Genomic DNA, 12,829 nt, shown 5'->3' with positions numbered 1-12,829 from the left:
CCCCTCTCGGACATGGCAGCTCGCCCCTCATCCCGGGGTCACCTCGATGTTTGAAGTGTCATGACACTCCATCGCGCGATAGGCTGCGAGCCGGAACAGGGAGCGCATCTTGGCCAAACCCATCGACGCTGAGCGCAGGCTGGTCGCGATTTTTGCGGCCGATGTCGAGGGATATAGCCGCCTGATGGGGGCCGACGAGGTCAGCACCTTCAGGGATTTGACAGAGCGGCGCGCCATTCTCGACGAGTTGATTGCGTCCCATCGCGGCCGGATCGCCAACACCGCAGGCGACAGCGTGCTGGCCGAGTTCAGCAGCGCCGTTGATGCGATCCAATGTGCGGTCGAGGCGCAGGCCGCGCTGGCCGGAGCCAATGCCCCCCTGCCACCTGAGCGTCACATCAATTTCCGGATCGGAATCCATGTCGGCGATGTCATGGTCAAAGGAGGTGATCTGTTTGGCGATGGCGTCAACATCGCCGCGCGGCTGCAAGCCATCGCCAGCGCCGGCGGTACCTGCATCTCCAGCGTTGCCTATGATCAGGTCAGAAAAATTCTGCCCCTGGCGTTCACCGACCTTGGCGCCCGGCAGGTCAAGAACATCGAGGAAGCGGTCAGGGCTTATGCCGTCACCTCGAAGGGAGCGACGACGGCGGACACAGCGAGTTTCGCGGCAGCGCCCGGCAGCGACAGCGCACTGCCGCTCCCGGACAAACCCTCCATCGCCGTCCTGCCATTTCAGAACATGAGCGGCGATCCGGAGCAGGAATACTTCGCAGACGGAATCGTCGAGGACATCATCACTGCATTGTCGCGCTTCAAGTCGCTGTTCGTCATCGCGCGCAACTCGAGCTTCACCTTTAAGGGCAAAGCGGTCGACATCAAGAAGGTCGGCCAGGAGCTCGGCGTTCGTTATGTGCTCGAAGGCAGCATCCGCAAGGCGGGAGGAAGGGTCAGGATAACCGGGCAGTTGATCGATGCCGCGAGCGGCGCGCATCTGTGGGCCGACAAGTTCGACGGATCGCTTGAAGATGTGTTCGATCTTCAGGACAGGATTACCATGAGCGTGGTTGCCGCGATTGCACCCAAGCTCGACCAGGCCGAGATCGAACGCTCCAAGCGAAAGCCGACCGAAAAGTTGGATGCCTATGATTACTACCTTCGCGGGCTGGCGGTCGTCGAAGGCGCAACCAAGGACGAGAACGAGGAAGCGCTTCGGCTCTTCTACAAGGCCATTGAGATCGACGCCAATTTTGCACTGGCACACGCGATGTTGGCGCGGTGCTTTACCTTACGAAAAGCAAACGGCTGGATGGCCGATGTTGCGATGGAATCGGCCGAGACCGCCAAGCAGGCCCGGCGGGCCGTGGAACTGGGAAGAGACGACGCGGCAGTTCTGTCCCGGGCCGGGTACGCTCTCGCGCGGGTAGTTTTCGAACCGGAGGAAGGCGCTGACCTGATTGAACGGGCGCTTGCGCTCAATCCGCATCTCTCCTCCGCGTGGCAATTCGGCGGCCTGCTCAAGGCATTCCGCGGAGACCCGGAAACAGCGATCGAGCATTTGGCTCACGCCATGCGGTTGAGCCCGCTCGACCCCAGTCTCTACTCGATGCAGACGGCTACGGCGCTCGCCCATTTTGTCGCCGGCCGATATGACGAGTCCGTCTTGTGGGCTGAGAAAGCCTCGCGGGAAGATCCGAACTTCTTGCCCGCCATTAGAATTATCGCGACCAGCGCCGGAAATTCCGGTCAACTGGAGCGGGCCCACAAAGCGGCGAAGCGAATGCTGGAAATCGATCCTGCGTTCAAAGTATCCAGATTGACCGATCACGTACCGCTGCGCCGCCCCGACGATCTTGCCAGATATGCGGAAGGCCTGCGACGCGCCGGATTGCCGGAATAGCCACGCGCCAGCTACGTTTTGGGTGTCTCGAGATCGTTACGACCGTGGCGAGCCAATTCCGCAATTGGCCCATCACGCCATTTTCGCTGCGATGCGGAATTTTGATCGTTACCGGGACCTAGCGGACTCTCGCGAGCCGTCAGCTCGGCCGATTTATGGGTTCACGGCCTAGGCCGCTGCCGCCGGCGGACTGATCGAATTTTCGCGTCGGCGTTAACGGTCGCGTCACCCTGTTGTTCGATCGCAACCGCCTGCCCTGACCGGATTAAGACAAATCTGGGCATTGCTTGCGATGCTTTTCCCCCAGCTTGGCAGGAACGGCACGATGTTCGAGCGCAGGGTGGTTTTTGGAAAGAAGCAGGCGACCGCGGGCGATCTCAAGGAGCCCGTGCGTCCGGCACCGGGCGCCGACGGCGCGGCACCCGCCTTTCACAGGAGGCAGTGGGAAGATCCGCGGATCGGGCCGATGCTGCGCGATGCGGGGTTCGTGCCCGACGACGCAGCCAGCATCGTGCCTGCGGCGGACAATCGCCTCGCCGTGTTTGCTGCGGCCAACCAACGGCTGCAGGAGCGCACAGAGAGTTTCAACCGTGACATGACGGCGCGCCACGGCTACTGCCGTGCGTTGCCGTTCCTGGTCATCGACCACAAGATCTGGGATGGGCCGCACGGAGCGTTTCTCTACGCGCAGCTGGATCTGATCGGCTACGACGAGTGGAACGTGATCATGCTGGCGGAGGATCCGCAGACCACGGAAACATGCGGCCTGGCTGGCCATCCCGGCTTCCTTCCGGCGGTGACGCAGCTCATGACCGAGCATGTGATCGCGTGGGAGGCGCGGCACAACGCCCTGCTCCAGGAATTCGGAATGACCGCGAGCGGCGGCCACCGCGTCCCGCACGAGCAATATGAAATGGAAAAGGACGCGCTGCGCCGGGAGATCATCGACAAGGCCGGCCGGATGAAGCTGCGCATCATCGACGACCTTCTGAGCAAGAGCTAAAGCGCGTTCCGCTTCCCCAGCCTCTCAATCAGGCCGATCGCGGTGCCGTCGCGTGCGATGCGGACGGCAATCCTGGCATGGCGCGCCGAAGATCACCTGCGACGGATAAGGCCGCGCGGAGTGATACGGCGTCGAGCCGAACAGACCCGCCGCGCCGAAGCCTGCACTGAAGGGATCGGCGGCGAAGCTGCCCGGAAAGGAGCCGTTGCTGCGGAAGTCGCGGTCGTCGTTCCTGCCGTCGAAATACGCACCGCCGGTGCTGCCATAACGCAGCGGCCGTTGCGGCGCCAAGTCTTGAGCTGAGACAGCGGCCGTGCCGAGCGCGATGGCGGCGCAGGCGATCAGTGCTCTGATGGCGGTCATGGCTAGGGCCCTCATTGCGGAATGGTCCCCCAGTCGCCCTTCCAGGCGATCAGGCGTCCCTTGCCGAATTGCAGATAGAGGCCGTCGCTGCGCCGCGACAGCACGCTGCCCCTGACATTGGGCAACGCGACGAACAATTCATTGCCCGGCGTGCCACGAACATAGTTCAGGGGAACGCCGAGCGACCGGCTGGCCTGGTCGGCGCTCATGCCGAAGGCGAGCGGAATACTGTTCGGTGGCCGCTGTTGCGCACGGGCTATGCCGGTCGGCGCACCGAGTGCGACGACGAGGGTAACGACGAGGGGTGTGACGAACCGCTGCATGACCAACCTCATGGCACTGCCGCCGCGAGCGTGCCGGCGGGTGTCCAGCCGCCACCCAGCGCCTGGAACAGGCTGCTCGCCGCCAGCAGCTTGTTGAGCCGCACCGACACCAAATTGAGTTCGGCCGTGAACAGCGTCTGCTGCGTCTGCAGCACCGTGATGAGATTGACCGTACCGCCGCGCAGCTGCGTCTCGGAAACCTCGAACGCCTTGCGCGAGCTCGCCACCACGTCGGACTGCAAGCGCTCCTGCAGCGTATACTTCTGCAACGCGATCAGAGCCTTTTCGACATCGGCAAAGGCCGAAAGCACCGCCTTGCGATAGGCCTGCAGGTTTTGCAATTGCTGGCCCTTGGCGAGCTTGAGCTGGCTCTCCAGCAGGAAGCCGTCGAACAGCGGCTGGGTCAGCCCGGCCGCGAGCGTATAGTACCAGGCGCCCGGCGCGAACAGCGAGGCGAGCGCCGCGCTCTGGAAGCCCGTGGTGCCGGTCAACTGGATCTGCGGGAAGAACGCCGCGCGCGCCGCGTCGACGCTGAAATTGGAGGCCGCGAGCTGCGCCTCGGCCTGCCGGACGTCGGGCCGCTGGTAGAGCAGTTCCGACGGCATCCCCGGCGTGATGCGCGGCACCGAGATCTGCGTGGTGCTGCCGCCGCGCACCGCGAAATCGGCCGGCGCGCGCGCCACCAGCAGCGCGAGCGCGGCGGTGTTCTGTCCCAGCGTCACCTCGAGCGGCGGGATCGCCGCGCGCTGCGTGGCGACCAGCGCCTCCTGCTGCGACAGGTCGAGTTGCGAGGCGGTGCCGCCGGCGAATTGCGACTTGATCAAAGCCAGGATGCGCTCGGCCGCCGCCAGATTGCGCCGGGTGGCCTTGATCTGGTCCTGCGCCGCCAGCACCTGGAAATAGGTGTTGGCCACCGTCGCCATCGTGGTCAGCGCGACCACTTCGCGATTGTAGCGGGCAACCGTCGCGCTCTCCTCCGACGCCGACAGCGTCGCGCGGTTCTTGCCCCAGAAGTCGACGATGTAGCTCGCGCTGAGCCCCAGACTGTACTGCGAGAACGTGCTGCCCCCAGCGAGCGATGAACTGGATCCCGTGGCCACACGCTGACGCTCCGCATTCGCCGATCCCGAGATCGACGGCAGCAGCGCGGCGCCGGACACGCCGGCCTGCGCGTCGGCCTGCACGATCTGGGCGATCGCCACCGCGATATCGAGATTGTATTGCTGCGCGGATTCCATCAACCCGGTCAGCTCGGGAGAGCGGAAGCCGCGCCACCAGGCGAGCGCCGGAACGGCGGCGTCGGCATCGCCCTTGGCGGCGGCGCGATAGCTCGCCGGCACTTCGAGACTGAGCTCGGGCTTCTCCACCCCGGGAATGCAGCCGGTCAGGCCAAGGCTCAGACCAAGGCCGAGGCCGCCGAACGCCGCCACGCGCCGAAACCGGACCGGCTTCCGCAAGATTCGAAGACTATGCAACGCTGCACCTGTCGGCATTTACTCGCCCGGTTGAAGTGAGGAGCCCGGCATCGGCACGGCGCCGCCGCGGCGGACGCGCAGGGCCCACAAGCGGAACCGGTCGAGATAGAGGTAGATCACCGGCGTCGTGTAGAGCGTCAGGACCTGGCTCAGGATCAGGCCGCCGACGATGGCGATGCCGAGCGGCTGCCGCAGCTCGCCGCCGTCGCCCATCCCGATGGCGAGCGGCACGGCGCCGAGCAGCGCGGCCATCGTCGTCATCATGATGGGACGGAAGCGCAGCAGGCATGCCTCCTTGATCGCCTCGAGCGGCTCCAGCCCGCGCCTGCGTTCCGCGTCCAGCGCAAAGTCGATCATCATGATGGCGTTCTTCTTCACAATGCCGATCAGCAGAATAACGCCGATCAGCGCCATGATACTGAACTCGGTCTTGAATGCCATCAGCGCCAGCAAGGCACCCACACCTGCCGAGGGCAGTGTGGACAAGATGGTCAGCGGATGGACGTAGCTCTCATAGAGCACGCCCAGCACGATGTAGATCGTGACGATCGCGGCCAGGATCAGGAACGGCTGGTTGCTGAGCGAATCCTGGAACGCCTTGGCGGAGCCCTGGAAGGTGCCTCGGATCGTGGCCGGGACGCCGATCCGGTTCATGGTCGCCTCGATGCTGCCGACCGCGGTGCTCAACGACACGTTCGGCGGCAGGTTGAACGAGATGGTGTTGGCGACCAGCAGGCCCTGATGGTTGACCGCGAGCGGCGTCGCGCCCTGCTTGAACGCCGCCACCGCCGACAGCGGGATCATGGTCTCGCTGTTGGTCGAGACGGCCGACCCGGTCGAGGCCACGCCCTTCCCGGTCGAGCCGATCGAATTGGTGGCCTGGTTGCGCGCGGCCTGGGCATTGGCCGAACTGGCCGCGCTCGAGGTTCCCGAGGTCACCACGGTGCCGGCCACCGCGTTGGTCGATTGCGAGCCGCCGACCGATCCGCCCGACGTGCTGATATAGACGTCCTTCAGCGTCTCGGGGTTCTGCCAGTAGCGCGGCGCGACCTCCATGATGACGTGGTACTGGTTGCGCGCGACATAGATCGTCGACACCTGACGCTGGCCGAAGGCATCGTAGAGGGTGTTGTCGATCTGGCTGACGGTGATGCCGAGCCGGGCCGCGGCGTCGCGGTCGATCACAAGGTCGGATTCCAGCCCCTTGTTCTGCTGGTCGCTGTTGACGTCGGCAAGGTTCGGATCGCGCTGCAAGGCCGCCGCGATCTTCGGCGTCCAGTCATTGAGCTCCTCCAGCGTCGAGCCCTGCAGCGTGTATTGATACTGCGCGTTCGAGGCCCTGCCCCCGACCCTGATATCCTGCACCGCCTGCAGGAACAGGCTCGCGCCGGGCACCACCGCCATCTCGCGGCGCAGCCGTGAGATCACGCCGTCGGCGCCGATCTTGCGCTGGTCGAGCGGACGCAGCGAGACGAACACGAAGCCGGAATTGGTCTGGCCGCCGCCGGTGAAGCCGACCACCGTCTCCACCGCCGGATCCTTCTGGATGATGCCGACGAACTGCGCGAGCTTCTGCTGCATCAGTTGGAACGACACGCTCTGGTCGGCCTGGATCGAGCCGACCAGCCGCCCGGTGTCCTGCTGCGGGAAGAAGCCCTTCGGGATCACGTCGTAGAGATAGAAGTTGAGGCCGAACACCGCCGCCAGGATCAGCATCACCGACACCGGATGCTCTAGCGCCGCGGTCAATGTCCTGCGGTAGAAATTCAGCATCGTCTCGAAGAAGCGCTCGCTGGCCCAATAGAGCCGGCCGTGGCCGCCGCTGTCCGGCTTGAGCAGCACGGCGCACATCATCGGCGTGGTCGCCAGCGAGACCGCGAGCGAGATCAGGATCGAGATCGAGATCGTCATCGCGAATTCGCGGAACAGCCGCCCGACGATGCCGGCCATCAGCAGGATCGGGATGAACACCGCGATCAGCGAGATGCTCATCGACAGCACGGTGAAGCCGACCTCGTTGGCGCCCTTCAGCGCCGCCTCGAGCGGGCTCAGGCCCTCCTCGATGTAGCGGGTGACGTTCTCCAGCACGACGATGGCGTCGTCGACCACGAAGCCGGTCGCCACCGTCAGCGCCATCAGCGACAGATTGTCGAGGCTGTAGCCGATCAGGTACATCGCCCCGAAGGTCGCCACCAGCGACACCGAGACCGCCACCACCGGAATCAAGGTGGCGCGCAAATTGCGCAGGAACGCGAACACCACGATGATGACGAGCATCACCGCCAGAACCAGCGTTCGTTCGACGTCGCGGAGCGAGGTGCGGATGGTTGTCGAGCGATCCACCGCCAAGCCAATGTCGATCGCCGGCGAAATCGAGGCCTGCAATTGCGGCATCAACCCCTTCACCAGATCAACGGTCGAGATGATGTTGGCGTTCGGCTGGCGGTAGAGGATGAGCAGCACCGCCGGCTTGCCGTTGGCGAGCCCGGCATTGCGCAGGTTCTCGACGCCGTCGGCCACCTCGCCGACGTCGGAGAGGTGAACCGGCGCGCCATTGCGATAGGCCACGATCAGCGATCTGTAGTCATCGGCCTTGTTGGCCTGGTCGTTGGCGTAGACCTGGTAGCGCTGGTCGCCGACATCGATGCCGCCCTTGGGGCTGTGGGCGTTGGCGCTGGATAGCGCCGCGCGGACGTCTTCGAGCCCGATGCCGTATTTGTAGAGCGCCTGCGGGATCAGATCGACGCGCACGGCGGGCAGCGAGCTGCCGCCGACCACGACCTCGCCGATGCCCTCGACCTGCGACAGCTTCTGCGCCAGCACCGTGGAGGCGGCATCATAGAGAGCGCCGCGGGTCAGCGTGTCCGACGTCAGCGTCAGGATCAGGATCGGCGCGTCCGCCGGGTTGACCTTGCGGTAGGTCGGATTGCTGCGCAGGCTGGTCGGCAGATCGGCCCGCGCCGCATTGATCGCGGCCTGCACGTCCCGCGCGGCGCCGTTGATGTCGCGGTTCAACCCGAACTGCAGCGTGATCCGGGTCGAGCCGACCGAGCTCGACGACGTCATCTCCGTGACATCGGCGATCTGGCCAAGGTGCCGCTCAAGCGGGCTTGCGACCGTGGTCGCGACGTCCTGCGGGCTGGCGCCGGGCAGCGTCGCCTGCACCGAGATGGTCGGAAAATCCACCTGCGGCAGCGGCGACACCGGCAGCTTGAAGAACGCGACAAGGCCGGCCGCCGCAAGCCCGAACGTCAACAGCGTGGTTGCGACCGGCCGGCGGATGAAGGGCGTTGACGGATCCATGGCTCAACGCGACCCGCTCGCCTCGCCGACCTCGTCCGCCCGCCCGGCAAACCGCAGCGCCAGGCGATCGAACCAGAGATAGATCACCGGCGTCGTGAACAGGGTCAGCATCTGGCTCACCAGCAGGCCGCCGACGATCGAGATGCCGAGCGGATGCCGCAGCTCGGAGCCGGCGCCGCTGCCGAGCATCAGCGGCAGCGCGCCGAGCACGGCAGCCATCGTCGTCATGATGATCGGCCGGAACCGCAGTAGGCAGGCCTGGTAGATCGCCTCCCGCGGCGGCTTGCCCTCGTTGCGCTCGGCATCGAGCGCGAAGTCGATCATCATGATCGCATTCTTCTTCACGATGCCGATCAACAGGATGATGCCGATGATCGCGATGATGGTGAGGTCCTGGCCGGCCATCATCAGCGCCAGCAATGCGCCGATGCCGGCGGAAGGCAGCGTCGACAGGATCGTCAGCGGATGGATGAAGCTCTCATAGAGCACGCCCAGCACGATATAGACCGTGATGATCGCAGCGAGGATCAGGAACAGCTGGTTGGAGAGCGAGGACTGGAACGCCAGTGCCGCGCCCTGGAAGCTCGTGATCATGCCGAGCGGCTGGTTGATTTCGGCCTGCGCCTGCTTGATCGCGGTGACCGCGCCGCCGAGTGAGGCGCCCGGGGCCAGGTTGAACGAGACGGTTGCCGACGGAAACTGGCCGAGATGCGAGACCTGCAGCGGCGCGGTCTCCACCCGCATCCTGGCCATCACCGATAGCGGCACCGGCGTCGAGCCCACCGATGACGGCAGATAGATCGACGACAGCGAATCCAGCGAGTTCTGCAGCGACGGATCGGCCTCGAGGATGACGCGGTACTGGTTCGAATTGGTGAACACGGTGGAGACGATGCGCTGGCCGTAGGAATCGTACAGCGCGTTGTCGATCGTTGCCGGCGTGATGCCGAAGCGCGCGGCCAGGTCGCGGTCGATGTCGACGAATACCGAAAGCCCCTGCGCGGAGATGTCGCTGGTAACGTCGCTGAGCTCCGGCAATTCCCTGAGCTTGTCGACCAGCTTCGGCGTCCATTCCGCAAGCTCGTTCGGATCGGCGTCCTGCAGGATGAACTGATACTGCGTCCGGCTCACCGTGCCTTCGATGGTGAGGTCCTGGACCGGCTGCATGTAGAGCGTGATGCCGGTCAGATCAGCGGTGCTCGCCTTGATCCGGTCCATCACCGTCGAAACGCCGGCCTTGCGCTGCTCGTGCGGCTTCAAATTGATCAGGATGCGGCCGCTGTTGAGCGTGGTGTTGGTGCCGTCGACGCCGATGAACGACGACAGGCTCTCGACGTCGGGATCCCTGAGGATCGCGCTGGCGAGCCGCTGCTGCCGCTCGGCCATCGCCGCATAGGACACCGATTGCGGCGCCTCCGAGATCGCCTGGATCACGCCGGTGTCCTGCACCGGAAAGAAGCCCTTGGGGATGACGACGTAGAGCAGCGCCGTGAGACCAAACGTGGCGAGCGCGATCAGCAGAACGAACGTCTGGCGATCCAGCACCCAGTTGAGCATCCGGGCGTAGATCGCGATGACATGGTCGAACCCTTCGCGGCTGAGCCGCTGGAAGGTGTTCTCGCGCGTCATGCTCTCCGGCTTCAGGAGTTTCGCGCAGGCCATCGGCACCAATGTCAGCGACACCACGGCGGAGATCAGGATCGTGACCGACAGCGTGATGGCGAATTCGCGGAACAGGCGGCCGACCACGTCGCCCATGAACAGCAGCGGGATCAGCACCGCGATTAGCGACACCGTCAGCGAGATGATGGTGAAGCCGATCTGCTCGGAGCCGCGCAGCGCCGCCTCGAGCGGCGATTCGCCCTCCTCGATGTAGCGCGAGATGTTCTCGATCACGACGATGGCGTCGTCGACCACGAAGCCGGTCGCGATCGTCAGCGCCATCAGCGACAGATTGTTCAGGCTGAAGCCGAACAGATACATCGCCCCCAGCGTGCCGACCAGCGACAGCGGCACCGAAAGGCTGGGGATCAGCGTGGCGCGGGTCGAGCGCAGGAACACGAAGATCACCAGCACGACCAGGATCACCGCGAGCGCCAGCTCGTATTCGACGTCGCGGACCGAGGCCCGGATCGTCACGGTCCGGTCGGTCAGGATGTTGAGGTCGATCGCAGCCGGCAGCGTCGCCTGCAGCTGCGGCAACAGGTCCTTGATGCCCTGGACCACCGAGATCACGTTGGCGCCGGGCTGGCGCTGGATGTTGAGGATGATCGCCTGCGTCTCGTTCATCCAGGCGCCGAGCTTGTCGTTCTGCGCGCCGTCGACGACGTTGCCGACGTCGCTGAGGCGAACCGGCGAACCGTTCTTGTAGGCGATGATCAGCGAGCGGTAATCGCTGGCATTGCGGATCTGGTCGTTCGCGTTGATGGTGTAGGCGCGCATCGCGCCGTCGAAATTGCCCTTCGGCGTGTTGACGTTGGCGTTGCCGAGCGTGGTGCGGAGATCGTCGATGTTCAGCCCATAGGCCGCGAGCTTGCGGATGTCGGCCTGGATGCGCACCGCGGGCCGCTGGCCGCCGCTGATGCTGACGAGGCCGACACCGGGCAGCTGCGAGATCTTCTGCGCCAGCCGGGTGTCGACGAAGTCCTGCACCTGCGTCAGCGGCATGGTCTTCGAGGTCAGGCCGAGGGTGAGGATCGGCGCGTCAGCCGGATTGACCTTGGCGTAGATCGGCGGCGCCGGCAGGTCCGACGGCAACAGATTGCCCGCGGCGTTGATCGCGGCCTGCACCTCCTGCTCGGCGACGTCGAGCGAGATCGACAGGCCGAACTGCAACGTGATCACGGACGAACCGGCCGAACTCACCGAGCTCATCTGGTTCAGGTTCGGCATCTGGCCGAACTGCACCTCGAGCGGCGCCGTCACCGACGACGTCATCACGTCGGGGCTGGCGCCCGGATAGAAGGTCTGCACTTGGATGGTCGGATAGTCGACTTCCGGCAGCGCCGCAACCGGCAGGAATCTGAACGCCAGCATGCCCGACAGCATGATGGCGATCATCATCAGGGTCGTCGCCACCGGCCGCAGGATGAATGGCCGCGACGGGTTCATTTCGTCTGCCCGTCCGCGGAACCCTTACGGTCGCCGCCTCCCGCCTTGTCGGGAGCAGCGCCACCTCCCTTCGCGGCCCCATTCGCCGCACCGCTTGCCGTCCCCTTGGCCGCGCCGGCCGGGCTCGCGGCATCGGCGGCGGAGCGCACCACCACCTTGGCGCCCTCGCGCAGCTTGTCGGCGCCGTCGATCACGACGCGATCGCCGGGCACAAGCCCCGAGAGTACCTCGACACGGTCGCCGTCGGTGACGCCGATCTTGACCGGCCGTACCGAGACGGTGCTGTCGGCGTTGACGAGATAGACGAAGGTGCCGGGGACACCGCGCTGGATGCCGGCGGTCGACATCGTCGTGGCATCCTTGTGGGTGTCGAGCAGCAGGCGGATGTTGACGAACTGGTTCGGATACAGCGTGCGCTTGTCGTTCTCGAACTGGGCGCGCAGCTTGATCGTGCCGGTGGTCGCATCGATCTGGCTGTCGAAGGTCTGCAGCGATCCCTCGGCGAGCTTGTTGGCGCCGCTGCGGTCATAGGCCGCCGTCGGCAGCACCGCGCCCTCCTTCAACCGCTTCGCGACCGCCTGCAGATTGTCTTCCGGCAGCGTGAACAGCACGCTGATCGGCTCGAGCTGCGTGATCACGACAAGGCCGTTGCTGTCGCCCGCCGTCACATAGTTGCCGAGGTCGACCTGGCGCAGTCCGACCCGCCCGTTGATCGGCGAGACGATGCGACAATATTGCAGATTCACTTCGGCCGATTTCACCGACGCGCGGTCGGCCTCGACCGTGCCCTGATACTGCGCGACCAGCGCGACCTGGGTATCGAGCGTCTGATGCGGCACGGCGTTCTGCGTGGCGAGGTTCTGGTAGCGCGTGAGATCGACCTGGGCGCCCTTCAGCTGCGCCTCGTCGCGCGCCAGAGTGCCCTTGGCCTGCGCCAGCGTCGCCTCATAGGGACGCGAATCGATCTCGGCGATCAGGTCACCCTTCTTGACCTCGTCGCCCTCCTTGAAATCGATCTTCATCAGATAGCCGCTGATCTGGCTACGGATCGTCACGGTCGCGAGCGACGTCACGGTGCCGAGCGCATTGAGGCTGACGCCGATATCGCCCTTGCCGACGGCCTCCGGCACGATCGACATCGGCCCGGCGTTGCGCCCGCCGCCGGCCTGCGGCGGCGCGGCCTGCTGCCGCGTCCACCAGACGATGCCGGCAAGCACCGCCAGCACGACACACCCCGTCAGAAACCCTCGCCAGCGCGATGGCCGCCTGGTTTGCTCGGGCGCCACGATAGACGGGTCTTTGATATGCTGGTCCATAACTTGCCCACGAAGAAACACGAATGAGCCGGTGC

General features: G+C 65.2%; 8 protein-coding genes. 2 read left to right on the top strand and 6 right to left on the bottom strand.

What is annotated here, in order from left to right; genetic code table 11:
- The first annotated feature begins 184 nt into the window (after positions 1–184).
- Both ACOIX3_RS18725 and ACOIX3_RS18720 read left to right on the top strand, forming a co-directional pair.
- Positions 185–1,900, top strand: a complete 1,716-nt coding sequence (locus ACOIX3_RS18725) for an adenylate/guanylate cyclase domain-containing protein (protein WP_420971756.1) — start codon at positions 185–187, stop codon at positions 1,898–1,900.
- 325 nt (positions 1,901–2,225) lie between these two features.
- The gene (locus tag ACOIX3_RS18720) at positions 2,226–2,903 is read left to right on the top strand and encodes a hypothetical protein (protein WP_420971306.1); all 678 of its coding nucleotides are present in this window, start codon (positions 2,226–2,228) and stop codon (positions 2,901–2,903) included.
- 24 nt (positions 2,904–2,927) lie between these two features.
- Here ACOIX3_RS18720 and ACOIX3_RS18715 read toward each other — a convergent pair whose 3' ends face one another.
- From ACOIX3_RS18715 to ACOIX3_RS18690, 6 genes are read right to left on the bottom strand one after another with little or no spacing between them, the layout of a single operon-like run.
- The gene (locus ACOIX3_RS18715; protein WP_420971305.1) at positions 2,928–3,266 is read right to left on the bottom strand and encodes a BA14K family protein; all 339 of its coding nucleotides are present in this window, start codon (positions 3,264–3,266) and stop codon (positions 2,928–2,930) included.
- Positions 3,267–3,277: 11 nt separating this feature from the next.
- The gene (locus ACOIX3_RS18710) at positions 3,278–3,589 is read right to left on the bottom strand and encodes a hypothetical protein (RefSeq protein ID WP_420971304.1); all 312 of its coding nucleotides are present in this window, start codon (positions 3,587–3,589) and stop codon (positions 3,278–3,280) included.
- Positions 3,590–3,597: 8 nt separating this feature from the next.
- Complete coding sequence (locus tag ACOIX3_RS18705) at positions 3,598–5,082, bottom strand: efflux transporter outer membrane subunit (RefSeq protein WP_420971303.1); 1,485 nt, start codon at positions 5,080–5,082, stop codon at positions 3,598–3,600.
- Entirely contained in the window at positions 5,083–8,367 is a 3,285-nt protein-coding gene (locus ACOIX3_RS18700; protein ID WP_420971302.1) for an efflux RND transporter permease subunit, read from the bottom strand.
- Positions 8,368–8,370: 3 nt separating this feature from the next.
- Entirely contained in the window at positions 8,371–11,478 is a 3,108-nt protein-coding gene (locus ACOIX3_RS18695) for an MdtB/MuxB family multidrug efflux RND transporter permease subunit (RefSeq protein ID WP_420971301.1), read from the bottom strand.
- A complete protein-coding gene (locus ACOIX3_RS18690) occupies positions 11,475–12,704 on the bottom strand; it encodes an MdtA/MuxA family multidrug efflux RND transporter periplasmic adaptor subunit (protein ID WP_420971300.1) in 1,230 nt (409 codons plus the stop codon). The genes ACOIX3_RS18695 and ACOIX3_RS18690 overlap by 4 nt, the downstream gene beginning before the upstream one ends.
- Between the last annotated feature and the right edge of the window lie 125 nt (positions 12,705–12,829).

The sequence above is a fragment of the Bradyrhizobium sp. B120 genome, from assembly GCF_049075665.1.
GTDB lineage: Bacteria > Pseudomonadota > Alphaproteobacteria > Rhizobiales > Xanthobacteraceae > Bradyrhizobium.
The sequence above is the reverse complement of the archived record's forward strand: the minus strand, read 5'-3'. Positions and strand labels throughout refer to the sequence as shown.